The sequence below is a fragment of the Betaproteobacteria bacterium genome (assembly GCA_016713305.1).
GTDB lineage: Bacteria > Pseudomonadota > Gammaproteobacteria > Burkholderiales.
In genome coordinates this window covers 17,615-42,486 of the sequence record JADJPK010000016.1, presented here as the reverse complement: position 1 = coordinate 42,486, position 24,872 = coordinate 17,615, and the positions used below count along the sequence as shown (strand labels likewise).

17 protein-coding genes and 6 pseudogenes are annotated in these 24,872 nt (G+C 69.0%); 16 read left to right on the top strand and 7 right to left on the bottom strand.

The annotated features are described in order from the left end of the window. Positions 1 to 5: 5 nt before the first annotated feature. A complete protein-coding gene (locus tag IPK20_18510) occupies positions 6 to 2,204 on the bottom strand; it encodes a response regulator (protein ID MBK8018511.1) in 2,199 nt (732 codons plus the stop codon). Positions 2,205 to 2,565: 361 nt separating this feature from the next. Next, positions 2,566 to 2,805 (bottom strand): hypothetical protein, encoded by a 240-nt coding sequence (locus tag IPK20_18505; protein ID MBK8018510.1) that lies wholly within the window; start codon positions 2,803 to 2,805, stop codon positions 2,566 to 2,568. Positions 2,806 to 2,917: 112 nt separating this feature from the next. Between IPK20_18505 and IPK20_18500 the strand changes: the two genes are divergently transcribed. The 11 genes and pseudogenes from IPK20_18500 (at position 2,918) to IPK20_18450 (ending at position 12,862) form a co-directional block, all read left to right on the top strand. Further along, on the top strand, positions 2,918 to 3,124 hold the full coding sequence (locus tag IPK20_18500) for a hypothetical protein (GenBank protein ID MBK8018509.1): 207 nt from the start codon (positions 2,918 to 2,920) through the stop codon (positions 3,122 to 3,124). 2 nt (positions 3,125 to 3,126) lie between these two features. After that, the gene (locus IPK20_18495) at positions 3,127 to 3,720 is read left to right on the top strand and encodes a superoxide dismutase family protein (protein ID MBK8018508.1); all 594 of its coding nucleotides are present in this window, start codon (positions 3,127 to 3,129) and stop codon (positions 3,718 to 3,720) included. A 350-nt stretch (positions 3,721 to 4,070) separates the two neighbouring features. Next, a pseudogene (locus IPK20_18490) lies at positions 4,071 to 5,339 on the top strand (glycosyltransferase family 1 protein). Between the two features lie 85 nt (positions 5,340 to 5,424). Continuing rightward, a complete protein-coding gene (locus tag IPK20_18485; GenBank protein ID MBK8018507.1) occupies positions 5,425 to 6,186 on the top strand; it encodes an SDR family oxidoreductase in 762 nt (253 codons plus the stop codon). Further along, positions 6,177 to 6,794: an HAD-IIIA family hydrolase gene (locus IPK20_18480; protein ID MBK8018506.1), complete on the top strand. Its 618-nt coding sequence runs from the start codon at positions 6,177 to 6,179 to the stop codon at positions 6,792 to 6,794. Before IPK20_18485 ends, IPK20_18480 begins: the two co-directional genes overlap by 10 nt. Then, positions 6,791 to 7,954: a glycosyltransferase family 9 protein gene (locus IPK20_18475; GenBank protein ID MBK8018505.1), complete on the top strand. Its 1,164-nt coding sequence runs from the start codon at positions 6,791 to 6,793 to the stop codon at positions 7,952 to 7,954. The genes IPK20_18480 and IPK20_18475 overlap by 4 nt, the downstream gene beginning before the upstream one ends. Further along, positions 7,951 to 8,619 (top strand): hypothetical protein, encoded by a 669-nt coding sequence (locus IPK20_18470; GenBank protein ID MBK8018504.1) that lies wholly within the window; start codon positions 7,951 to 7,953, stop codon positions 8,617 to 8,619. Before IPK20_18475 ends, IPK20_18470 begins: the two co-directional genes overlap by 4 nt. Beyond that, positions 8,619 to 8,903: a hypothetical protein gene (locus IPK20_18465; protein ID MBK8018503.1), complete on the top strand. Its 285-nt coding sequence runs from the start codon at positions 8,619 to 8,621 to the stop codon at positions 8,901 to 8,903. The genes IPK20_18470 and IPK20_18465 overlap by 1 nt, the downstream gene beginning before the upstream one ends. After that, positions 8,870 to 9,806, top strand: a pseudogene (locus tag IPK20_18460) (hypothetical protein). The gene IPK20_18465 and the pseudogene IPK20_18460 overlap by 34 nt, the downstream one beginning before the upstream one ends. A 905-nt stretch (positions 9,807 to 10,711) precedes the next feature. Next, on the top strand, positions 10,712 to 11,908 hold the full coding sequence (locus tag IPK20_18455; GenBank protein ID MBK8018502.1) for a glycosyltransferase family 9 protein: 1,197 nt from the start codon (positions 10,712 to 10,714) through the stop codon (positions 11,906 to 11,908). Between the two features lie 2 nt (positions 11,909 to 11,910). Then, positions 11,911 to 12,862 (top strand): annotated as a pseudogene (locus IPK20_18450) (glycosyltransferase). Between the two features lie 22 nt (positions 12,863 to 12,884). Here IPK20_18450 and IPK20_18445 read toward each other — a convergent pair. From IPK20_18445 to IPK20_18435, 3 genes and pseudogenes are all read right to left on the bottom strand, one after another. After that, entirely contained in the window at positions 12,885 to 13,316 is a 432-nt protein-coding gene (locus tag IPK20_18445; GenBank protein ID MBK8018501.1) for a DUF4142 domain-containing protein, read from the bottom strand. A 471-nt stretch (positions 13,317 to 13,787) separates the two neighbouring features. Next, positions 13,788 to 14,239, bottom strand: a pseudogene (locus tag IPK20_18440) (PA2169 family four-helix-bundle protein). 41 nt (positions 14,240 to 14,280) lie between these two features. Beyond that, entirely contained in the window at positions 14,281 to 14,538 is a 258-nt protein-coding gene (locus IPK20_18435; protein MBK8018500.1) for a DUF378 domain-containing protein, read from the bottom strand. Positions 14,539 to 14,775: 237 nt separating this feature from the next. Between IPK20_18435 and IPK20_18430 the strand changes: the two are divergent. Beyond that, positions 14,776 to 15,750, top strand: a pseudogene (locus tag IPK20_18430) (SDR family oxidoreductase). A 135-nt stretch (positions 15,751 to 15,885) separates the two neighbouring features. Further along, a complete protein-coding gene (locus tag IPK20_18425) occupies positions 15,886 to 16,395 on the top strand; it encodes a hypothetical protein (GenBank protein MBK8018499.1) in 510 nt (169 codons plus the stop codon). Positions 16,396 to 16,428: 33 nt separating this feature from the next. Here the strand turns inward: IPK20_18425 and IPK20_18420 are convergent, their stop codons facing one another. After that, positions 16,429 to 17,670: an AI-2E family transporter gene (locus tag IPK20_18420; GenBank protein MBK8018498.1), complete on the bottom strand. Its 1,242-nt coding sequence runs from the start codon at positions 17,668 to 17,670 to the stop codon at positions 16,429 to 16,431. A gap of 41 nt (positions 17,671 to 17,711) precedes the next feature. Here IPK20_18420 and IPK20_18415 point away from each other — a divergent pair, with 41 nt between their 5' ends. The 3 genes and pseudogenes from IPK20_18415 (at position 17,712) to IPK20_18405 (ending at position 23,288) form a co-directional block, all read left to right on the top strand. Further along, positions 17,712 to 18,608 (top strand): YihY/virulence factor BrkB family protein, encoded by an 897-nt coding sequence (locus IPK20_18415; GenBank protein MBK8018497.1) that lies wholly within the window; start codon positions 17,712 to 17,714, stop codon positions 18,606 to 18,608. Positions 18,609 to 18,752: 144 nt separating this feature from the next. Continuing rightward, positions 18,753 to 20,753, top strand: coding sequence for a PQQ-binding-like beta-propeller repeat protein (locus IPK20_18410; GenBank protein MBK8018496.1), 2,001 nt, complete (start codon positions 18,753 to 18,755; stop codon positions 20,751 to 20,753). 69 nt (positions 20,754 to 20,822) lie between these two features. Next, positions 20,823 to 23,288 (top strand): annotated as a pseudogene (locus IPK20_18405) (catalase). Positions 23,289 to 23,443: 155 nt separating this feature from the next. On the opposite strand, the gene IPK20_18400 reads toward IPK20_18405, so the two are convergent. Further along, positions 23,444 to 24,706, bottom strand: coding sequence for a glycosyltransferase family 4 protein (locus IPK20_18400; protein MBK8018495.1), 1,263 nt, complete (start codon positions 24,704 to 24,706; stop codon positions 23,444 to 23,446). Positions 24,707 to 24,872: the final 166 nt, after the last annotated feature.

Below are 24,872 nucleotides of genomic sequence, written 5' to 3'. Positions count from 1 at the left end.
CAGTCTCAGGAAACCTGGCGGCTCCCTGCCGCCGCTGAAGCTCTGCCGATGAGTTCCATCAGCACGCCCATGGGGGCCGGTTTGGTCAGATGCGCGTCGAATCCCGTTTCCTTGAGCGATTGCGCGGAATCCTTCAGTCCGTACCCGGACAGGGCAATGAGCAGACCGGAGTAACCCGCAGCACGCGCCTGGCGTGCCAGGTCGAGTCCGTCCATCTCCGGCAGCCCCAGATCGACGATGGCGGCGTCGGGCACTTCTCCAAGAAGCTTGTCGAGCCCTGCCCGGCCGTCCGAAGCGATGCTCACCTGGTGCCCCTCCAGATGGAGCATCGTGCGCAGCGCTTCGCGCACGTCCGCGTTGTCCTCGATGATCAGCACGCGTTTCGACGGCGGGATCCGCGCGGGGATCTCCTGCCCGTCCATCGGAGGGAATCGCAGCGTCAGCGTCGCGCCCTTGCTCGACGACGCTGCGCCCACGGTCCCGCCATGGAGTTCCACCAGACGCTTGAGAAGCGTGAGACCCAGGCCCAATCCTCCCGGACGCCGTCCACCACCGCCGTGCAACTGCTCGGCATCGGGGGTTCCGGGCGGTTCCATGAGGTCCGGGGGAATGCCGGGACCTTCGTCGGAAAGTTCCAGCACCATCGCATTCCTTTCGGAACGCACTGAAAGACCGATGGTGCTCGATGGCGGCGCGTGTTTCGTCGCATACGCGAGGAGATGCCCGAGAATCTGCTCGAGCCGCAGCGGGTCCGCCCGCACCCAGGCCTGCTCGGTCTGCAAGGTGATGCGATGGCGGCCCCCGGCCTGCGCGGCCGCCACGGACGTGCTCTTGCCCACCGCCTGGGCCAGATCCACCGCCTCGAGCTGCAGCGCGATCTTTCCGGACACGATGCGCGAGGCATCGAGCAGTTCGTCCACCAGCCGCGTCAGCTGCGCCGTCTGACGGGAGACGATGGCGAGCGCGTCGGCAGCCGCCGCGCTGGCGCGGTCGACACGCTGGAGCACCGCGATCGCGGTGGTGAGAGCGCCCAGAGGATTGCGCAGCTCGTGACCCAGCATCCGCAGGAAACCGTCCTTGGCACGATTGGCGGCTTCGGCCGCCAGACGGGCTGCCCGCTCCTCCTCCAGCCGGCTCTGCGCATCGGGCGCCATGGCCGGGGAATGCGGCGGCGCCTGCTCGGGACCTTCGGGGATGCCCGGCGCCTCCCGGGCCTGCTGAATTCCCGGTCCGGCGGATCGTGGCGAACCCGGTGCCTCCGCAAGCGCCACGACGGGAACGGCCCGGCGCAAGGCCGGCCATGCGAGCGCGACACCCAGGAACAGCGCCCCGGCGATGAGCGCCACCGACACCCGCAGGGGACGCACGACTTCCGAATCCACCACGTCCGGCAGCGGTTCGGCCTCCACCGTCCAGGCCACATACCGGAGCCTGCCGACACCGCCATAGTCCGGCCCGGGTGTCGCTGCGGGTCCGCGCTGCGGTTCCCAGGACCACGCGGCGAAACGGACCGCATCGTCCTTGTCCGCCGCGTAGACCGCCTCGGCGGCACGGCGCACGACCACGTTGCGGCGGCCGTCTCGCACGGTCAGCGCGAAACCGTCCAGGCGCGCCCCCACGAGCGCCTGTTGCAGGCTTGCAGGATCGAGGCGGGCGCAGGCGAATCCGGGCGCTCGCTGGCCCCCGCGCATCGGCACGACTACCAGCACGCACGCGCCCCCGTCCCGGGACCCTTCCGCGCTGAAGCCGCTTGCAGCCCAGTTGCCCTCGCGTGGCAACGTGGCGGTGTCGGGGTAACAGGCCGTTCCTCTGCCGCCACCTCCCGGATCGGCGGTGTCGAGCGTCGGCCGGCCCGCTGCATCCAGCAGGAAGACACTGCGCCACCCGTCGCGCGAGCGGCTGATCTCGTCCAGCGTGCGCATCCGGTCACGATCCTGCCTCTCCGCGAGGAATGAGCCGGAACGTTCCAGCGCAGTCAGGACCTCCACGGTGGCGAGGATCTCGCGGTCGAGCCGCCGCGCCGCGGCTTCGGCCTCATGCAGCGCCCGTGTCTGCACGGCGCGGGCGTTTCCCTTTGCCTGCTGCGCCGCGAGATATCCGGACGCCAGCAGCAACGGCAGAACCGCCAGCGCCAGCGCCATCCACACAGGGCGGGTCACGAAACCCTTCGCACCTGCACGCCCGCGCCATCCGGTCACGGTCATCGCGCGCCCCTTCCGCGTACGGGGAGGTCCGGTATCGCCGCTCGGCATTTGGATTGCCGCGATTTCGCCCCCGCGAACGGAGGCGAACAGATGAACCCCTTCACGAATCGCCAGCCGGACATGACGCATTCACTCGAGCCGTCTCCGCCTGTGCCGGCTGCACCGGTAAGCGCCGATCTGGGAGACGGAGAAAGGGACCTGGCATGGCTGGCCGAGACACCCCGGCCGGATCGTCCGGTCGAGGCGGCGTCGGATCTCGGAAGGGCCTGACGGTGAGTCGGCCCCTCCCTCGGCCCCCGCGGATGGGCGGGAGTCCACGATAGTGGCTCCCCGGGAGGTCTGGCAAGGGCATGCAGACGTCTCATGCGTGGTCGAGCACGATGCCCTGCCCGGCCATCCGCGAGCAGTGTTCGCAACAGAACGTCCGGCCTCCCGCTTGCACGCCATGGCCGATGATGCGGCAGCCGCAATGACTGCAGATGCTCGCGAGCCTGTGAATGGCGCATTCGAACGAGTCGAATGCGTATGAAATGCCGTGCCAGCTGACGGTGAAGCACCTGTCCGTCTCGTTTCCGCACGTCTCGCAGCGCTGCGCATCCATGACCTGCCCCTCCGAATCCCGCGAACCCGGGCAATTGGCGTTCCTCGGCACACTGGGGGCACGCCGATTGCCTTGTCGGATTCCCGCTCGATGCCGCCCTTGGAGAATGCTCATGGCCTCACGCGATACGCGAACCTTCGGTGACCCCCTCAAGCATCGAGGCCGCCACGGCGGCAAGTTCGAGGAAGGCAGCCTTGCGCCGGGCCGCCGGCGCGACTTCGGCCGCTGGGAGGAAAGCGACGAGGCGAGCCCCAGACGCCGCGCGTCACGACGCGACGCACTGCCGGAGCGGCTCGACACCCGCTGGTGGGAGGACTGACCATGAACGCATTGCGTACGGCTCCTCCTGTGCTGGCCCTGGCCGCCGCGCTGGTATGCACGGGCACGAAGGTCTACGCGCAGGCGACCGAGGTGACCATGCACAAGGTGGACGAGAACGGCGTGCAGGAGGCGATCGGCACGGTGGTCATCTCGGCCACCGCCGATGGCGTGACATTCACTCCGGCGCTGAAGGGCCTGCCTCCCGGTCCGCACGGCTTCCACGTGCACGAGAAGCCCGATTGCGGCCCGGCGCTGGATCCGGAGAAAGGCAAGTCCGCGCCGGCCATGGCGGCCGGCCCGCATCTCGATCCCGGAGGAACGAAGCGTCATCGCGGGCCGCGGGAAGAGGGTAACCTGGGGGATCTCCCGGTCCTGGAGGTGGATGAGAGCGGCAACGCACAGACGGCGGTGCTTGCGGCGCGCCTCAAGCTGTCCGATCTCAACAACCACGCCCTCGTCATCCACGCAGGGGCGGACAACTATTCGGACGAACCTGCCAAGCTGGGCGGCGGGGGCACGCGCATCGCGTGCGGCATCATCAAGATCGTCAGGACGACCCGCAGCACACCGGCTCCCCGTCTGGCTGTCCGCTGAATCGCCGCGCCGGATCGGGTCGTCGCCGCGGGTTCCCCCGCCGCACGGGCAGTCCGTTTTCATTGCGCCGGAGTTTCCGCCTCGCACCCGGGTCACGCAGAGGTCGGCGCTCCCCGTGCCGAACGCACCCGTGCCACCGCTCGCAGGTCCACGGCCGCGCTGGTCACGAGTGCCACGGTCGTCGCCGTTCGTGACGCGTCCGCGTTTTACCGGGTCCCTGTCCTCGATTCGGCAAGCCCCTCCCTCGTGCGCACCGATGAAACGAGAGGGCATGTCATGCGGACGATCCCGCCTTCGCGCACGCACGCACCCCAGGGCTCCGCACGAGTGGCCCGCGCCGTTGCAGGGGCATGCTGATTGCCACCGGCGCAACACCGCACCGCAAAGGACATTCCATGCGCACCGAACCGCTCCACGTCGTTCTCGTCAGCGAGCACGCCTCTCCGTTGGCCTCGCTGGGAAGCGTCGATGCAGGCGGCCAGAACGTGTATGTCGCCCGCGTCGCCAAGGAACTGGGCAGGCTCGGCCATCGCGTCGACGTGTACACGCGCGCCGATGCGCCAGGACTTCCCGCCACGGTGTGCATGCATGCCGGTGTCCACGTACATCACCTGCCCGCGGGCCCTCGTGAATTCGTTCCGAAGGAACGCCTTCTTCCTCACATGCCGGAGTTCACGGCGCGCCTCGAAGCGCGCCTTCGCACGTCGGGCGTGCCAGACATCCTCCATGCGAACTTCTTCATGTCGGGACTGGCGGGCCTGCGTTTGCAGAACCGGTCGGGTGTGCCCCTGGTCATGACCTTTCATGCGCTGGGGCTCGTGCGCCGGGAGCACCAGGCATCGGCGGATGCGTTTCCTACTGCCCGCACGAACATCGAGCGCGCGCTGGTGCGGCGCGCGGACCGTGTCATCGCGGAGTGCCCGCAGGATGCGGCAGACCTTTCGCGGCTTTACGGCGCCCTTCCCGCGCGCGTCGCCATGGTTCCCTGCGGCGTGGACGTGAACGATTTCTTTCCCGTTCCCCGTGCCCGCGCCCGCGAACAACTGGGCCTGCAGGACGACGAATTCGTCGTCCTGCAGCTGGGACGTCTGGTCCCGCGCAAGGGCATCGACAACGTGATCCGCTCCATGGCGTTGCTGCCGCGAAACCTGCGCGCCCGGCTCATCGTCGTGGGCGGAGACTCTCCGGTCCCGGACGAGGCGCTCACGCCCGAGATCGGGCGCCTGCGGCAGATCGCCCGGGAATTCGCCGTCGAGGACCGCGTGCGGTTTCTCGGCCATCGTCAGGGCGCGGACCTGCGCACCTGCTATGGCGCGGCCGATGTCTTCGTGACGACGCCCTGGTACGAACCCTTCGGCATCACACCGCTCGAGGCCATGGCCTGCGGAGTGCCCGTGATCGGAAGCGGCGTGGGCGGCATCCAGCACTCCGTGGAAGACGGCGTGACGGGTTATCTGGTTCCGCCCAAGGATCCTGCGGCACTCGCGGACAAGCTTCTGACGCTGCATCGCAATCCCGCGCTTGCCGCGGCGTTCGGCCGCGCCGGCATACGACGCGTGCGGTCCCTGTTCACCTGGCATCGGGTGGCTGCCGGTCTGGAAGACGTGTACCGCTCGCTCGTTCGGTCGAGGTGGCGGCACCGGCACACTCTGCATTCCGGCACGTTTCTCCGGTTCGCACTCGGGCGCACTTGGCGGCGAACGCATGAGGCTGCCCGAATCCGACGTGCCCGCCTCCATGCTGGCAGGGTGCACCGTTCTGGTCACCGGCGCCGGCAGCGGCCTCGGTGCCGCGATCGCGCGAGCGCTCCACGCGGACGGCGCCAACGTGGTGCTCGCCGATCTTGCCGTGATGAAGGCGAGCCAGGTCGCGGCGCGGATGGATCCGGAGGCCAGGCGTTGCTGCGTCGTCCACTGCGACGTGCGCGAACCGGAGTCCGCGCGTTGCGCGGTCGACGCCGCCATCGCGCGCTTCGGCACTCTCGACGCCCTGGTGAACAACGCCGGATTCGACGTCACCAAGTGTGTGGAAGACCTCTCCGTGCAGGAATGGGATGCGGTGCTGGACACCAACCTGCGCGGCCCGTTCCTGCTCACCAAGGCGGCGCTGCCGGCCCTGCGCGCAGGCGACGGCGGCCGCGGAGGCCATATCGTCAACATCACCTCCACCGCGGCAAGGCGAGCCTGGCCCAACGCCGCGGCGTATCACGCCAGCAAGTGGGGCCTGACCGGCTTTTCGCACGCCCTCCACGCGGAACTGCGCGGCGGCGGAGTACGTGTGACGAACATCGTAGCGGGTGGCATGCGCACTCCGTTCCTGCTCGACCGGTTTCCCGACATCGATGCCTCGCGGTTGCAGGATCCCGAACGCGTGGCGGACGGCGTGTGCTTCGCTCTGCGCATGCCCCGGGATTCGGTGGTGGCGGAACTCATGATTCTTCCCCTGAAGGAATCCTCATGGCCCTGAGAGGCGATGCCGCCGTCTTCCTCGACCGGGACGGCACGTTGGTGGAGGACCTGCCCTTCAACGTGGACCCGGCGCGGGCGCAATTCACTTCGGATGCGTTGCTGGCGCTGCGCGCGATGGCGGATTCCGGTTTCGCGATCGTCGTCGTCACCAATCAGCCGGGCGTCGCGACGGCGCGCTTCACCGAAGCGGAACTGCAGCACTTCCACGACGCCTTGCGCTCGCGCATCCGTGAGGAAGCCGGCGTGGAGGTGCTGGGCATCTACGCGTGCCCCCATGCGCCCGATCCGCGCGGCCGGCCCCAGTGCAAATGCCGCAAGCCCGAAGCCGGATTGCTGCGCCACGCGGCCTCGCTTCACGGCCTCGATTTGAAACGCTACTGGATGATCGGCGACATCCTGGACGACGTGGAAGCCGGCCACCGGGCCGGGTGCCGCAGCGTGCTGCTCGACGTGGGCCACGAGACGAGGTGGCATCTCACGCCCCCGAGGCAGCCGGAATTCCGCTGCACGACGCTGCTGGAAGCAGCACAGGTGGTCGTGGCTCACCGCCGCATGCCGCCGAGACGTTGCGTCGCCTATCTGCGCCATCGCAGGTCCCGCCCATGAGCGCGGCGGAAGACCGAACGGCCGCGGGCGGATGGACGCACGTGCGCAACATCCTCGCCATCCGCCTGGACAGCATGGGGGACGTCCTCATGACCGGCCCCGCGCTCGCGGCCATTCGCGACACGTCGCCGCACGCCCGCATCACGGTGCTCACCTCCCACGCCGGTGCGCTCGCCGTGCCGCACCTGGGAATTGCCGACGAGACCCTCATCTACTCGGCCCCGTGGGTGGCCGGAAACGTGCACGAGGAGATGGGCGAGGACCTGGGCCGAAGCGAGGCGGCGCTCATCGCGTCGCTGGCCGCCCTGCGCTTCGATGCGGCCATCGTCTTCACCGTCTGCACCCAGAGCCCCCTGCCGGCCGCGTTCATGGCGCGCCTTGCCGGCATTCCGCGGCGGCTCGCCTACTGCCGGGAGAATCCGTACGGACTGCTGACCGAGTGGGCCGCGGAAACCGACGAGATCGGCGACGGCATGCGTCACGAAGTGCAGCGGCATCTCGATCTGGTATCCCAAGTGGGTTTCCGGACGGACGACGACCGGCTGCGCTTCCAGGGCGAGGCGCGTCACTTCGAGGAAGCCCGTCTGCTCCTGCAGGCGGGCAATCACGGCGGTTCTCCGTACTTCGTCGTCCATCCGGGCGCCAGCGCGCCGTCGCGGCGATATCCGGCGGAGTTGTTCGGCGACGCGGCCGAGGAGATCGCGCGACGCAGCGGCCGTCTGGCCGTGTTCACCGGATCCCCCGACGAGCAGCCCCTGGTCGACCGCGCACGCGCCCGGATGAGTTCGCCTTCGATCAGTCTCGCCGGCCGGCTGTCCGTGGCCGTGCTGGGCGCGGTGATCGCGGAAGCCGACCTGCTCGTCAGCAACAATACGGGCCCCGCGCACATCGCCGCCGCCGTGGATACGCCGGTCGTGGATCTCTACGCACTCACCAATCCGCAACACACGCCGTGGCGCGTGCGTTCCGTGGTCTTGAGCCACAACGTGCCGTGCCGGTACTGTCTCAAGAGCGTCTGCCCGGAAGGTCACAACGACTGCCTGCGGGCGATTCCGCCCTCGTCGATCGTACATGCGGCGCTGTCCCTGCTCGATATGGCGCCTGTCGAGACGACGGAAGGCCGCGACACGCCAGTGCCTCCCACGCAGGCGTCCGCATGATCACGCTGGGCATCAACGCGGCATTCCACGATTCCGCGGCCGTGCTGGTGGTCGACGGGCGGGTGATCGCCGCCGCGGAAGAGGAGCGCTCCTCGCGCATCAAGCACGCCAAGCGGCCCGTGCCCTTCTCCGCCTGGGAGCTGCCCTATGCCGCCATCGACTACTGCCTCGAGGCCGGAGGAACGGCGCTTGCCGGCGTGGACCACATCGCGTACAGCTTCGATCCGGACGCCCTGACCGGGTCGGAGCCCGCCTCCGGCGGCATCGCCGGAGAGCACGCCCGCCGGGACGACGAGGTCCCGGCGGGCGGCTTGCAGGCGCTGTTCGAGTCCAACATCCGTCGCGCCCCCTTGCAGCTCGTCGACGGCGTTCCGCATCATCTCCGCGCGCGGTTCGCCAAGGAGTCGCTCCACTGGCAGTGGCATTTCGTGAGCCACCACCTGTCCCACCAGGCCAGCGCCTTTCTTGCCGCGCCTTTCGACGAATGCGCGGTGATGACGCTGGACGGCCGCGGCGAGAGAGCGCCACCACCGGATACGGCGTATGGCAGGACGGCCTCTACCGCTCGCTCGGCGAAGTCCACTTTCCGTCGTCGCTCGGTCTGCTCTACGAGCGCATCACCTCCCATCTCGGCTTTCTCCACTCGAGCGACGAGTACAAGGTGATGGCGCTGGCCGCCCTGGGCCGCCCGCGCTTCCGGGACGAATTCCGCCGCTGGATCACCGTGGGTACCAAGGGCCAGTACCGCGTGGACGCAGCGGATCTCGAAGCCCGGGCCGGCCCTCCGCGGCGGCGCGGCGGACCGCTGGAACAGCACCATTTCGACCTCGCGGCATCCCTGCAGTGCGCGCTGGAGGACACGGTGCGGATCTTGCCGCGTGGCTGCGGGAAGCCAGCGGGAGCCGCCATCTGGCCATGGCCGGCGGCGTGGCGCTCAACTGCCTCATGAACGCGAGGCTGCGGGACAGCGGTCTCTTCGACGCCGTGTGGGTGCAGCCTGCCGCCGGAGATGCCGGGACCGCGTTGGGATGCGCGCTGTGGGTGGATGCCCTCGCACGCGAGGACTCCGCCGGGCCCGCGCGCCAGCGCGCCCGCCGGGGGCTTCCCGCCATGCCGCCCGGCACGGCGCTCGCACCGGATCCGCCGGACCGCGTGCCCGGACGTCCGCTGCCCCCCACACGCCTGGCGGAAAGGACGTGGCGGATGGACCACGCGAATCTCGGGCCGGAATTCGATGACGACTCCGTCGAGATGATGCTGCGGTGGGCGACGGTGCCGTACCGGGCACTGAACGGCGCCGGCGGCGATCGCACCGCGGAAGTGACGGCCGGCCTGCTGGCGGGCAACGCCCTCGTCGGGTGGTTCCAGGGCCGCATGGAGTTCGGCCCCGCGCCCTGGGCGCCCGGTCGATTCTCGCGTCCCCGTCGACCCGGGCATGCAGGCGCGTCTGAACGAACTCAAGGACCGCGAGGACTTCCGGCCCGTCGCGCCCGCGATCCCCGAGGAGGATCTGGGACACTGGTTCACCCAGGCCCGGGCCAACGGCGGCCGCTCGCCCTTCATGCTGTTCGTCTACGGGGTACGAAAGGACAAGGCGCATCTCATCCCTTCGGCCTGCCACGTGGACGGGACCGCGCGTGTGCAGACGGTGAATGCGCAGACCCATCCCCGTTTTCACGCGCTGCTGCGCGCGTTCGAAGGCCATACCGGGGTACCCGTGCTGGTGAACACATCGTTCAACGTGCGTGGCGAGCCCATCGTGTGCACTCCCCGCGACGCGCTCGAGGCCTTCTTCACCACGCCGCTCGATGCACTGGTCATCGGCAGTTTCCTGGTGGAGAAGCCGCGGTGATCGCCTGTCCGCTCCTCGCGGGCGCGGCGCCGGACGTCGCCGTCGTCATTCCCACGTACCGGCGCGCCGCGCTGCTGCAGCGGTGCCTGCAGGCCGTCTGTGCCCAGCGGCTGCCGGGTCGGCGGTTCGAAGTGGTCGTGGTCGACGACGGGCGGGACGAGGACACCCGCGTCCAGGTCCTCGCCTACGCCGCGCAGGAGGGCCGTGCTGCGATCCGCTATCTGCGCCCGGGAATCGGCAAGGGTCCGGCTGCCGCGCGCAACGCCGGCTGGCGCTCGAGCGCCGCGCCGGTCATCGCGTTCACGGACGACGACACCATTCCGGCAGTCGACTGGCTGGCCGAGGGCCTCGGCGCCATGGCCGAGGGCGTCGACGCCCTGGCTGGCGCCATTCGTGTCCACATCCCCAATCCCTGCACGGATCACCAATGGAACACGTACGGCCTGGAGAAGGCCGAGTTCGCTCCGCCAACGCCTTCGTGCGCCGGGATGCCCTCGAACGCGTGGGCGGCTTCGACGAACGCTTCACGCGCGCCTGGCGCGAGGACTCCGACCTGCAGTTCAGTCTGCTCGAAGCGGACTGCCGCATCGCGCGCCGTCCGCGGGCCGTCGGTGCATCCCGTAAGGCCCGAGCGCTGGGGCGTGTCCCTGCGCCAGCAGCGCAACGCCATGTTCGAGGCACTGCTCTACAAGAAGCACCCGGATCTCTACCGTGCCCGCATCCGCGGCCGACCCCCGCTGGCGCGGTACGGGCTGGTCGTGACCGCGCTCGCCGCGCCGGTCCTCGTGCTGGCCGGACACCTGACCGCGGCACTCGCCTGCGCACTCGTGACCGCGGGCGGCATCGGACGCATCGCGGCCGCCCGCCTGCATCACACCGACCGGTCCGCACGCCACGTGACCGAGATGGTCGTGACGTCCTGCGCGATACCGTTTCTGTCCGTGTACTGGCGGGTGCGGGGGTTCGCTGCAGCATCGGATCTTCTTCCTTTGAGTGCGGCGCTGCTGTCCCCGCCGCCGCGTCGGATCGCCGTGTTCCGCGCGCTGATGCTGGGCGACATGCTCTGCGCGACACCGGCCCTGCGCGCCTTGCGGCACGGCTTGCCGGACGCGCACATCACGCTGATCGGCCTGCCCTGGGCCCGCGAGTTCGCGCTGCGTCTTGCGAGTGTGGACGCGTTCATCGAGTTCCCCGGCTTTCCCGGTCTGCCCGAGAGCGAGTGCGCCGCGGAGCGCCTCCCTGCCTTCCTGGCGGAAGTCCAGGCCGGCCGGTTCGACCTGGTGATTCAGATGCACGGCAGCGGAACCTTGACGAATCCCCTGGTGGCCACATTCGGAGGCGCCCGCATGGCCGGGTTTCGCAGTACGCGCAGCTGGTATCCGCGCTCGAACGAGCCCCTCTTCTGCGACTGGCCCGAATCGGGTCACGAAATCGACCGCCTCCTGTGTCTCACCGACCGTCTCGGTCTTCCGCGGCACGGCCGCAGACTCGATTTTCCGCTGACCGATGACGATCGCCGCCGCTGCGCCGGACTCTGGCCCGGCGTGGTGTCCTCCCGGTACGTGTGCGTGCACGCCGGCGCCCAGCTGCCGTCGCGGCGCTGGAACGTCGACCGGTTCGCCGATGTCGCGGATCAGCTCGCCGCCGATGGGCGGGAGGTCGTGCTCACCGGCTCCGACAAGGAGGAGCACCTGTGCGCGGAGCTGGCTGAACGCATGCGGCATCGCAGCGTCAACCTCGCGGGCCGCACCGACCTGTGGACGCTCGGCGCGCTGCTGGAACGGGCGGATTGCGTGGTCTGCAACGACACCGGCGTCTCGCACGTCGCTGCTGCCGTGGCGACTCCCAGTGTCGTGGTGAGTTGCGGTTCGGACGTCGACCGCTGGGCTCCCCTCGAGCGGGGTCTGCACCAGGTCTTCTGGCGACCCATGCCTTGCAGGCCTTGCCAGCACCTTCATTGCCCCGAGATCGATGGGTGCGCCTCCGGCGTGGATCCGTCCGAGGTCGCGGAGGCGGCGCGACGAGTCGCGCGCGGCTCGTCCGCCGCGGTACCCGAGACACTCTCCGCGGAGTCGTTCCGGCCTCTCGAAGCGCGTGCCTGACCGTGGCCCGCCGGCTGCGCATCCTCACCTGGCACGTGCACGGCAACTACCTCTACTACCTCACGCAGGTGCCGCACGATTTCTATCTGGTGACCGACGATGCCCGGTCGGTGCATCCCTCGGGCCGGAGCGGCACGCGGCCGTGGTGAAGCACCGTCATGGAGCTTCCCGCCGGGGAGGTCGCCGCAGCTCCCATCGACGTCGTGCTGTTCCAGTCGCGCGACGCATGGGAGAACGAACAGCATCGCGTGCTCTCGGAAGCGCAGAGGCGGGGCCCTCGCATCTACGTGGAACACGATCCGCCGCAGGCGCATCCGACCGATCAGAGGCACTGGGTGGACGACCCTGGCGTCCTGCTCGTGCACGTGACGCCCTACAACGCGCTCATGTGGGATTCGGGACGCACCCCGGTGAAGGTGATCGAACACGGGGTGAAGCTCCTTGCGAACGCACGGTACGACGGCCGCACGGAGACCGGACTGGTCGTGGTCAACAACCTCCGGCGGCGCGGCCGGCGGCTGGGACTGGACGTGTACCTGCAAGTGCGGGGAGAAGTACCTCTGGATCTCGTGGGGCTGGGCAGCGAGAACGTGCCGGGCGGAAAGGGATCCGTCCAGAACGCCGAGCTGCCGGCGTTCAGCGAGCGGCTACCGCTACTTCTTCAATCCCATCCGCTACACCAGTCTGGGCCTGTCGATCGTGGAAGCGATGATGGTGGGCATGCCCATCGTCGGCTTGGCGACCACGGAACTTTGCACGGTGATCCAGTCGGGCGTGAACGGGTTCGTGGACACGCGCACCGATCGGCTGGTGGAGTGGATGCACTTGCTGCGCAAGGACCGGCAGCTCGCCGTCGCCCTCGGTACGGCGGCACGCATCACCGCCGTGGATCGCTTCGGCATCGACCGCTTCGTGGCGGACTGGCTCGGCGCGCTGTCGACGGTGAGCCGCTGAACGCGGCCCACCCTCCCGCCGGTCAATTGCTGCTCGGCTTCGCTCCCGTGGTCTCCGCCAGCTGTTGCGCGGTCTCCAGATGCTTGCGCAGGTTCGGCAGCGTCCTGGTGATCCACGCCTTCAGTTCCGGATCCTTGGTTTCGCCGGCCGCCTTCTCGAAGTCGGCGATGTCCTTCTCGTGGTCCTTGATGCCGACTTCCTTGACGAACTGCCGGTCGAACTTCTGACCGTCCGCGCGCGCGAGCCTGTCGATCGTCTTCTTCTTGCTGCGCGGCATCTCGGAAGGAAGCTTCACGCCCTTGGCCGCGGCGAGCGCCTCGAGTTCCTGGTTGGCCATGGAGTGATGCTCGTTCAGCATGGCGCCGAAATCCTTGACGCCCTGGCTCGCGCCCTTCTGGCTCGCCAGACTGCCGACCGCGGCCTCGAACATTCCTCCGCCGGCGGCCTTGGTCATGAACTTGCGATCCGCGGCCGACAGAGTCTCCGCGCCGGTCTGCGATGCGTTGCTCTGCCCATCGTGCGTGGACGAAGGGCCGGCCGTGCCATCCGTGCCGGAATCGGCGACGCGGAGGAAGCTCCCCGCGGGGCCTGGCTCCCTCTGCCAACCCGCCCTCACGAGCCGGGGGCGCGGCTGGCAAGCCCGCACGTCGCACCCCAGCCAGACCTTCTGGGCGCCGGCGTTACTTGCCCCGTCGGTCCTCGCCGCGCTCCGCATCCCCGCGCCGGCCGTGGCGGTGCGGGGCAGAGGAAGGTGCGAGGCCGCGCCTCGATCCGTGACCACGCCGAAGACCCGGCGTGAGTGCCGGTCTCCTGTCCCGCCCCGCCGGCGTTCCAGACACCCAGCACGGCCAGTCCGCCGACCGTGAGTCCGCACAACAATCCCGCAGCTTGAAGTCTCATCGTCATCTCCTGTGCACAGGTGTCCTCACACGGTCGCCTTGAGGCGGTCGCGCAGATTGCGTATCTGGTCGTGGTTGCGGCGTACGCCCTCGTACTGCGTCATCACCAGCGTGCGGATCGCGGGAGGCAGATCGTTCTGCAATGCATCGGTATAACTCTCCAGAGCGGCATCCTCGCCGCGTTCGCGTTCTTCGAGCATCGCGAGGTCGTGTATCCGGACAGGGCGCCACGCAGCGCGACCCAGCCGCGATGGACCGCACCGCTCACGCTGCCGTCGTCCTCCGGATTCCCGCCCAGTTGGACGACATGACGGCGCAGTTCGTCGGCCGACTGCCGGCACTGCGCTGCGCGCTTCTCGAACAGTTCACGCAGGTCGGCGCCCTTCACGTGCTGGGCCGACGAGTGGAATCCGTATTCACCATCCTTGCAGGTCTCGATCAGGTCGTTCAGCACCGAGATCGTTTCGTCGTTGTCCATCATCGCTTTCTCCAAATGTGCGCCCGCGGCGTTCCGGTTCGTCAGGAAACCCGGGAGACGCGCGGAAGAAGGAAGATCGCGTACACCGCGGCGATGCCCACGATCACGTAGACGGCACGGCTCGCCGTGGTCATGGCGCCGAACAGCGCCGCGACGAGATCGAAGGAGAACAATCCCACGAGTGCCCAGTTGAGCCCGCCGATCAGCAGGATGATCAGCGCGATGGTTCCGACCCACGAAGTGGTCGACCGCTGGATCGCAGGGGGTGTCGCCGGGCGGTTCACCGTTTCCGTTTCCATGTGCATCTCCTCGCGTGAAGTGCCCTCTCGGGCGATGGTGTCATCCGGCAGATGGCGTGCCGTCCACGCCCCGCGCGAGACCGCCGGTGCGCGCGGGACCTGGGTCCGGTTGCAGCACGATTTACGTCTTCCAATCGAGAGTCGCCGTACCGTGCGGCAGGCGGACCCGCGGGGCACGGAGATTGCCGCCCCGGCCCTGGCCGGATCGGCCGGCGCCCCCTCTGGAGACCGCCTCCGATGACCCCTGTCGTTCTTGTCCCCGGCGGCGCCGGATTCCTGGGCAGCCATCTGTGCGAACGGCTCCTCGCGGAAGGTTGCGACGTGGTCGCGCTGGACGACCTGTCCACGGGCCACCTGACCATGTGGTATCTGCGGACAACGGCGAGTTCAGTTCCTGCAGCGACGTGACTCAGCCCTTCGCGCATGCGCCAGCACCCTCCCGGATCTTCAACCTCGCCTGCCCGGCGAGCCCCGCGTACTACCTGAAAGCACCCATCCGCACCACGCTCACCAGCGTTGTCGGCGTGTGGGAGATGCTCAAGCTCGCGCATCGCACCGGCGCACGGTTGCTGCAGGCTTCCACCAGCGAGGTCTATGGCGATCCGCTGGAGCATCCGCAATCGGAGAGCTATCCAGGCCACGTCAATCCCATCGGCCCGCGTTCGTGCTACGACGAAGGCAAGCGCTGCGCGGAGGCGCTGGCCTTCGCCTATGTCAGGGAGCTTGGCGTGGAGGTGCGCATCGCGCGGCTGTTCAACAGCTACGGGCCGCGGTTACGTCCGGGCGACGGGCGTGTCGTGAGCAATTTCGTCGTGCAGGCGCTCACCGGGGCGCCGCTGACCGTCTATGGCGACGGATCGCGAGACGCGCAGCTTCTGTTACGTGAGCGACACCGTGGAAGGCCTCGTGCGGACCATGAACGCCGGCGGCACCGGGCCGATCAACATCGGCAATCCGCGCGAGCACACGGTGATGGAACTCGCCGAACTCGTCCTGAGGCTCACCGGAAGCCGAAGCCGCGTGGAGTTCCGGACGCTGCCGGTGGACGATCCGGTGCGCCGGCGTCCCGACATCACTCTCGCGCGGCGCACGCTCGGATGGGAACCGGGCGTCCCGCTCGAAGAGGGTCTGCGCGAGACGATCGCGTACTTCCGGCAGCAGCTCGGCATGCACGTGAAGCCCGTCGGTGTCCGCACCGGAACCGCACTGTGACGCCTGGCGGAATACGGCCCGCGAAGACCTCACGGAACGTGGCTTGCCAAGTCGGGGCGACGGCTCCGGCGCACGGCGAAAGGATTCCCCGGCGCTGCGGTGGCAACCATCGAATCTTTCAAGCGAGGATCCATCATGACTTACCGTAAAACGAATCTGTGGGCCGCTGCCGCGTGCGGCGCCTTGTGTGCGAGCTTTCTCGCGACGGCGCAGGCGCGCGACGGCATGACCACCGGCGACGCAGGTGACCGCATCCAGCTCGCTCAAGGCGCAGGGGGTGGTGGGGGCGGTGCCGGTGGCGGGGGTGCCGGTGGCGCTGGCGGCGGAGCTGCGGGTGGCGGAGCTGCGGGCGGCGGAGCCGCTGGTGCGGGGACGGGTGCAGGGGGCGCTGCGGGCGGCGCAGGCGATGCCGGTGCACCCACCGACACCACGCGTTCCAGCGACCGCATGGACAAGGACAAGGACCGCAAGAGCCGCCGTTCCGACTCGCAACGCCGCCGCCACGATTCAAGCTCCGATGCCGGCAGCCCTGGTGCTCCGGGGTCTACGACGGGAAGCAACACCGATCGCGGAGCAGGTTCCACGGCGGATCCGGCCAATGCCGGGACGCGGCCCGATACCAGCACGGACACCATGAATCGTTGATCATGACGCCGGCGCCCGCCGGCCCGTGAAGGCTCAGCGGCCGGTCCCGCCTTCGGGCGGACCGGCCGCATCGTTTCCGTGCCGCGCCTTACCGGCGCACCGAGCCACCGGCGCGGCCGCGGCGTTCGACGCGGCCTTGCGCGACGAGCGGCGGCGAAAGCGCAGCAGCGATCGCAACGTCGACGTTTCACGTGCGCCTGCGTCCAGATACGCGCACCAGAACCGGAAGCGCCGGTAACGCTTGCAGACACTGCGAATGCCGATGAGCACGGGGACGGCGATGAGCGCGCCGCCGACGCCCCACAGCCAGCCCCAGAACATCACCGACAGCACGACCGAAATGGAACTGAGCGCGAGGCGCCGCCCCACCAGCCACGGCGTCACGAGACTCGCCTCGATGAAATGCAGACCGCCGAATACTGCGACGGGTCCGAAGATCTGGCCGCCGGCGTCCCACGTCTGCACGCCGGCGAGCAGCAGTAGCGCCGCGACTGTCACGGGGCCGATGTAGGGAACGAAGTTGAACACTGCGGCCACCGCACCCCCAAGGAGCGGACTGGGCAGACCGAGCTGGGCGAGACACACGGCGGGCAGCAGCCCCAGCGTAGCGTTGATGAGCGACATGGTGGCAAGGTAGTGGCTGATGTCCCGCTGCGCGGCCCGGACGCTGCCGATCAGCATCGCCCGTTCGCGCCGTCCCGGAACTGCTTCCACGCTGCGCAGAAGCAGCCAGTGCTCGGAGGCAAGCAGGAAGTACAGCAGCACGACGGTGGAAGCGAACGAGACGAGCGAACCGCCCACGTGCACGACCAGCGCGCGCGTGAGCGCCACGCCTTCGCTCGCCAGACGTTCGCCGAGCGGATCGGGAACGGCGGCCTCGGCCCTTGCGGCCCGTACCGGCGTGGGCCGTTCGGAGGCGGAGCGGACTCCGCGCCACGCGGGCGACAGGGACCGCCCCCATTCCATGGCGCGGTCCACGGCCGCCGGCGCCTGGGCGATCCACCGGGCGGCGGGATCGGACAGGGCCGCAGCCCCCATCCCCAGGGCGCCCATCAGCGATGCCACCACGAGCGCGGCGCCGACGGCTTCGGGAATGCCGTGCCCGTGCATGCGGCGCACCAGCGGCGCAAGCACGAACGTGAGCACCAGCGCCGCGGCCACGGGCAACAGAATGGCGCGGCCTTCGCGCAGGAGAAAGAACAGGCCGATCGCCAGGAGCGGCGTCATGGGCGAGAGGTTGGAAGGGCACATGCGGGGAGAGGTACCGTCGGCCATGTCGTTCTCCGTGCGTTGTCGCCGATCCCCGGGCACGTGGCGTGCCGGCAGCGCACGCCATGGACGTGCCGGATCGACTGAAACGCGTCGCCTGCGGCTTGCTTGAGCGGGCACCGCGATGGATCTCCCTGCCGCTTCTCGTGCTGTGGCGGGGTGTGATGCGCTGGCTCGATGCCGCCGCGCCGACGCTGGGCGCGTCCATCGCGTTCTATACCGTGTTCGCGCTCGCGCCGCTGCTCATCGTCACCATCGCCGTTGCCGCCCTGGTCTTCGGTGAAGATGCGGCGCGCGGCCAGATCGTGCAGGAGATCGGAGGTCTCGTCGGACTCCGTGCCGCCGAAGCGATCGAGACCATGATCCTCTCCTCGTCCGTCGACAGCCGCGGCCCGCTCGCCACGGCGCTCGGCCTGTTCACCATCCTGCTGGGCGCCACCGGTGTCTTCGCCGAGTTGCGCCGCGCGCTGGACCGTCTTGCCGATCCGCGGGGCACCGGTCCCGCCTTCACTTCGCTCCTGCGGATGAGACTGGTGGGTCTCGCGCTGCTGCTGGGCCTGGGGTTCCTGGTGATCGCCTCCCTCGTGCTGAGTGCCGTGCTTGCGGCGTTCGCGGGCTACCTGTCCAACGTCATCCCCAGCATGCAGTTCGCGTTCGCGGGGCTCGACGTCGCGAGTTCGACGCTGGTCCTGAGCCTCGCCTTCGCGGGGTTGTTGCGCTGGGTACCGGACCGGCCGCCCAGCCGCCGCGGCGTCTGGATCGGCGCCATCAGCGCGGCGGCCCTCTTCTCCGTGGGCAAGACCCTCATCGGGATGTATCTGGGCCGTGCATCGGTGACGTCCAGCTTCGGCGCGGCCGCCTCCTTTGCCGTGATCCTCCTGTGGACGTGGTACTCGTCGCAGATCCTGCTGTTCGGGCCGTCGGGCTCGGATACGACGACGTGACAGGCAACACCGGACCGCGGCCTTCCACCGTCGCTCTGGATGAAGAACCGCGCCCGCCCGCTCCCAAGCGGCCGTCCGTCCGGGGACAGTGAACGTGGATTGCCCTGTTCGCTCTCTCCCGATACCGGCCACCGAGAGGTTCCCATGACAGTCACTCACCGATACCGATGGGCGTGCGTGCTCGCCCTTCCCCTCCTTCTCCTCTGTGCCGCCGCGCGGGCGGCGGACTCCGGCAACGCGTCCGCCGGTGCCGATGACAGGGGCGCCCGCATCTTCGCCGAGCACGGGTGCGCGGGTTGCCACGGGACCGATGGCCGGGGCGGCATGGGGAAGAAGCTCGCTTCGAGCAGACGCCTCACCGACGCCGATTTCGTGGTTGCGCAGATCCTGCACGGCGGCGGTGCGATGCCCGCATTCCGCGACCAGCTGGACGACGGTGAGATCGCCGCGGTGGCGACGTATGTCCGCACGCATTTCCACAACGACTACGAGAGCGTGGACGCGGCCGATGTGAGCCGTCTGCGCAAGTCAGCGTCGGCCCAGGTGGCAGCGGCGCCGTCGCTGCCCAAGGACACGCAGGAGGTGGGTGCTGCACCTGCCTCGGTGAAGCAGCCGTCGGGCAATGGTCCGAGCCAGCGTGAACTACTGCGCGCCGGTCCGGCGGAGGACAGCTGGCTCATGTACAACAAGGGCTACGACGGCAGCCGCTTCTCGACCCTGAAAGAGATCAACGCCCGCAATGCCGACAGGCTGCGGCCCGTCTGCGCAATGCAGCTCGGCGAGAGCACTTCGTTCCAGAGCAGCGTCGTGGTGTACCGCAGGACCGCCTACGTCACGACTCAGCACTCCACGTTCGCGCTGGATGCGCGGACGTGCCGCATGCTCTGGAAGCACACCCACGATGTCCAGGGCCCGGAACCCTTCGACACCAACCGCGGCGTGGCGATCGCGGACGGCCGCGTGTTCCGCGGAACCACCGACGGTCACGTCATCGCCCTGGATGCCCGCACCGGCGACCTTCTCTGGAATGCGCGGCCCGTGGATTCGGCGGTCGGCTACTTCCTCAGCGGGGCGCCGGTCGTGTGGGAGAACACGCTGGTCATCGGAACCGCAGGCGCCGACTGGGGAGCACCGGGACGCATCATCGCGCTCGATACGCGCGACGGCCGCGAGCGGTGGTCGGTGAGTGTGATCGTCCCTTCGAGCTTCGGCTCCGCGGAAGCGGCGAAAGTCGGCGGCGGGTCGAGCTGGACCTCCTTCTCCATCGATCCCCAGCGCAAGCTCGTCTACGCCCCCATCGGCAATCCCGCGCCGGACTTCATCGTAGAGGAAAGACCCGGCGCGAATATCTACACCAATTCCATCCTCGCGCTCGACCTGGAGACGGGCAGCGTCAGCCATCACTATCAGCAGGTCCCGGCGGATCCCCTCGATCGCGACACCGCCGCCGCGCCGGTGCTCCTGCAATTGCGCCACGGGATCGGTGGACGCCCGTCCAGCACGCAGTACGTAGCCGTGGCCAACAAGGCGGGCCATCTCTTCCTGTACGACGACACGCGCCGTTCGTCGCAACCGCTGTACCGGGTGGAAGTGACCCCGCGCGTGAACGCGGACACGGCGCCCACCGAAGAAGGCGTCCACGTGTGCCCCGGCATCAACGGCGGCGTGGAGTGGTACGGGCCGTCGTTCGATCCCTACGAGGAAATCCTGTACGTCGGCAGCGTCGACTGGTGCACCGTCTTCAAACGCGGCGAGGCGGTCTATTCGCCGGGACAGATGTTCTTCGGCGGCACCTACGCCCTCGATCCCGTGGAGAAGGCCAAGGGCTGGATCAAGGCGGTCGATGCGCGGAGCGGGCGGATCCTGTGGAGCTATCGCTCGGACGCTCCGGTGGTGGCTTCGGTGACGCCGACTGCCGGCGGCGTGCTGTTCACGGGCGAGCTGACCGGCGACTTCGCCGTCCTCGACGCCGAGGACGGCGAGACGCTGTACCGCTTCTACACCGGCGGCCCGATCGCGGGCGGCATCTCCACCTATCGGATCGACGGGCGGCAGTACGTCGCCGTGCCCTCCGGGAACATGTCGCGCACCTGGACGCCGGACACGGCACCCGCTGCCACCGTGTTCATCTTTTCCCTTCCCTGACGAGAGCGGATACGGCAAGGCCGGCGGCAGCGCGGGCCTTGCCCTGCTCAGGACCATAGACGAGGCACCATGGCAAAGCAACGCAAGACCCCCCCGCCCGAGGGCATCGGCGCAATTCTCGGCACCATGAGCGGTCCGGCCGGTTCGACCCCGGCGGACCGCCGCAAGGAAGACATCTCGCCCGAGCGCCACAGGCGGATCGCCACGCAGAAGGACGGGCAGGCCGCGCTGGCCGAAGCCGTGCCCGCGAATCCGCTGAAGGCCTCGGAGTACAGCGCGGATAATGCCCGCCGTCCCAAGGCGGGCGACCCGGTCGCGCCGCTCGCCGATGGCGTGACCGGCAGCACGGTGACGGAGGACACGGGATCCGCCAAGCTCGGCGAAGGTTCCCCACCCGCCGGCAACAACCGCACGATCACGCCACTCGATGCACAGCGCGTCGACTCCGGCGGCCAGGCACTCACGACCAACCAGGGCGTGGCCGTCGCCGACAACCAGAACTCGCTCAAGGCGGGGCTGCGCGGCCCCGTGCTGCTCGAAGACTTCGTGCTGCGCGAGAAGATCATGCATTTCGATCACGAGCGCATTCCGGAGCGCGTGGTGCACGCGCGCGGATCCGGCGCGCACGGCTATTTCGAGTGCTACGACGCGCTCGACGAGCTGACGATGGCGGCGCCGTTTGCCGAGGCCGGCAAGCAGACGCCCGTCTTCGTGCGTTTCTCCACCGTCGCGGGAGAACGCGGCTCCGCCGACACGGTCCGCGACGTGCGCGGCTTCGCCGTCAAGTTCTACACCGACGCGGGCAACTGGGATCTCGTGGGAACAACATCCCGGTGTTCTTCATCCAGGACGGCCACAAGTTTCCCGACCTCGTGCATTCGTTCAAGCCGGAACCCCACTTCGCCATGCCCCCAGGCGGCCTCGGCGCACGACACGTTCTGGGACTTCGCCTCGCTGATGCCCGAGACCATGCACATGCTGCTCTGGATCATGTCCGACCGGGCCATTCCGCGAGGCTACCGCACCATGCAGGGCTTCGGCGTGCACACGTTCCGCTTCGTGAACGCGAAAGGCGAGTCCCGGTTCGTCAAGTTCCACTGGAATCCCATGGCGGGAACCCATTCCCTGGTCTGGGACGAGGCGGTGAAGATCAACGGCGCGGACCCGGACTTCCACCGGCGTGATCTCTGGGAGTCGATCGAATCGGGCGCGTTTCCGGAATACGAGCTGGCGGTGCAGGTGTTCACCGAAGAGGAAGCGGAGTCCTTTCCCTTCGACGTGCTGGACGCCACGAAGATCGTGCCGGAGGAACTCGTGCCGCTCAAACCCGTGGGCCGCCTTGTGCTCAACCGCAACCCCGACAACTTCTTCGCCGAGACCGAGCAGGTCGCGTTCTGCACGGCCAACGTCGTTCCGGGGATCGACTTCAGCAACGATCCGTTGCTGCAGGCCCGCAACTTCTCCTACCTGGACACGCAGCTGCTGCGGTTGGGCGGACCGAACTTCCAGCAGATCCCCATCAACGCACCCGTGGTGCAGGTCCACAACAACCAGCGCGACGGCTTTCACCAGCACGCGATCCACCGTGGCCGCGTGAACTACGAGCCGAACTCGCTCGGTGGAGGCTGCCCTTTCCAGGCCGGAATGCGCGGCTTCACGAGCTTTCCCGAACCGATGTTCGAAGACAAGGTCCGCGGCAAGCCGGAGAAGTTCGCCGACCACTATTCGCAGGCCCGGCTCTTCTTGCAGGGCCAGTCCGACGTCGAGAAGAACCGCAGCGTGGCGGCCTTCCGCTTCGAGCTCACCCGCGTCCAGACACCGGCGGTGCGCGAACGCGTCGTGTCCCTGCTGGCCAACGTGAACGACGAACTCGCGGGCCGCGTCGCGGACGGCCTCGGTTTCGCCGTGCCGGACCCACAGCCGCCCGTCCTCGCCGAGGCAACACCGGCCGACCTGGCGCGTGTGGAACGCTCGCCCGCGCTGTCGCTCCTGCACCGGCCCGGCACGGCGGGCGTCCTGGGCCGCCGGGTGGCGATCCTGCTCACCGACGAGTGCGAATGCGCGCCGTTGCAGCAGGTCTACGCCCGCCTGGCCGATGCCGGCGCGGTGCCCCGCTACGTGGGCGAACGGCTCGGGTCGCTCGACCAGGCGGACGCCGATGCACCCCAGGCCGACATCACGCTGGAAGCCGCGCCCTCGGCGCTGTGGGACGCCGTCGTGGTGCCTCACCGGACGGGAATCCCGGGACGCAACGGGCAGCTGATGGAATTCGTGCGCGACCAGTACCGTCACTGCAAACCGCTGCTGGTGCTCGGCAACGGCACTGAGCTGCTGACGGAGGCCGGCATTCCGATCCTGCTGGAACACGCAACAGAGGATCCCGGCCTCGTAGCATGGTTCGAGGACGGCGAAGCGGCCGATGGCGCCTCCGGCCTGGAAGATGCCGTCACGAGATTCATGGCCGCACTGGCCGCTCATCGTCACTACGACCGCGAGGAAGACCCCCTCGGGTGTGAGCGCGGGCGCACCGGGTGACGTGCCCGGTGCGCCCGGCCTTGTGTGCCGCAGGAGGGCGGACCCGGGAGTGGTGGACGGCTTCTTTGCGGGGAAGCGCGAAGTTCCCGTCGCGGATCGACCGTCCTCGAATGCCCGGTCGGCGAAGCCGTGGTGGAAGACTCAGGCCGGACGGCTCAGGACTCCGGCGCCGGCGTGCCGGCAGAACGCTCGAGTCGCGAGAGCGCGGTCTGTGATCCCGCGGCCGATTCACGCACGATCGTCGGACGTGCGAAGCCGTTGCCGCCCCCGCTGGCGCGCCGCGGTTCCGATCGGCCATGGGCGAGCAGGGAGAGGAGCCGGCCCATGGCGTCGCAACTGGCCGCGAGCCCGAAGCGTTCCTGCACCCGCTCGCGCGCACGGCGGCCCATCTCGCGGGCCAGCGGTGCGGAGGACAGGAGCGTATGGAGTCTTGCTCCCACCCCCTCGTAGTCGCCCGGCCTCACCCCCCATCCCGTACGCTCGTGTTCGATCATCTCCACGACTCCGCCCACGGACGTGGCGATCACCGGCAGCCCGCAGGCCATGGCCTCCATCACCACGAGCGGCATGGCCTCGGAGTGCGAAGTGCTCACCACCGCGTCCAGATCGTGATACACGTCGCGCATGTCGCTGCACGCGCCCGTAAAGTGGAGGAACGGAGTCAGCCCTGCCCGGCCGGCCTGTTCTTCCAGTCCCGCCCGCATGGGGCCCTCCCCCACCAGAACGAAATGCGCGGCCGGCTGACGCGCGTGCACCACCAGTGCCGCGCGCAGGAACACTTCGGGCCCCTTCTCCGGCGAGAGCCTCCCGACGAAACCCACGAGCGGAGCGTCGGGAGCGATGTTCCATCGGTCCCGGAGCACCCGCGACGGTTCTGCCTCCACCGGCCGAGGCACGAACCAGTCCGTGTCGACACCGTTCTCGATCAGGGACAACTGCTGGGGCGTCACGCCCACGGCCAGCGCCTGGAACCAGGTGTCCTGGCAGACCACGCTCACATGCGAGCCGGCGAGGCGGTGGAGTTCGATGTCCAGGGGGGACAGCTGCCTTCCGTGAATGGTCGTAAGCACGGGTTTGCCGGTGAGCCGGCCGGACAGTGCCGCAAGCAGATGCGCATTGGGCAGGTGCGCGTGCAGCACATCGATCCCGCTGCTTCGCACCAGGGTGGCGGCGAGCTGGATCGTGGACCACGGCATGTCTTCGGCCATGGGGGCGACGTAGACCTCCGCCCCGGCTTCGCGCAGGCGCCGCGTGACAACGCTCTCGAACGGACACAGGACGCTCACTTCGAACTGGGCGCGGGTCATCCACTCCACGAGCCGCGTCGCGTACGTTTCCATACCGCCCACGATCGCGTTGCCGAGAATCTCCAGGACGCGGACTCCCGGCGGTGCAGCCTGGCGGACGGCGGAGGCCACGTCAGCAGCACCTCGGGGAGGCGGACGCCCCTCCGGCAGGCGCGCAGCGCGCATCCGGTGCAGTTCCCGTACGGTGCGCCCAGTTCTGCGCCGCTGGCGATGCGGCGGGTGCCGAGACCGCCGCACTGCTGGCCGGGTCCTCCCCCACCGCCGCCCGCTCGCTTCT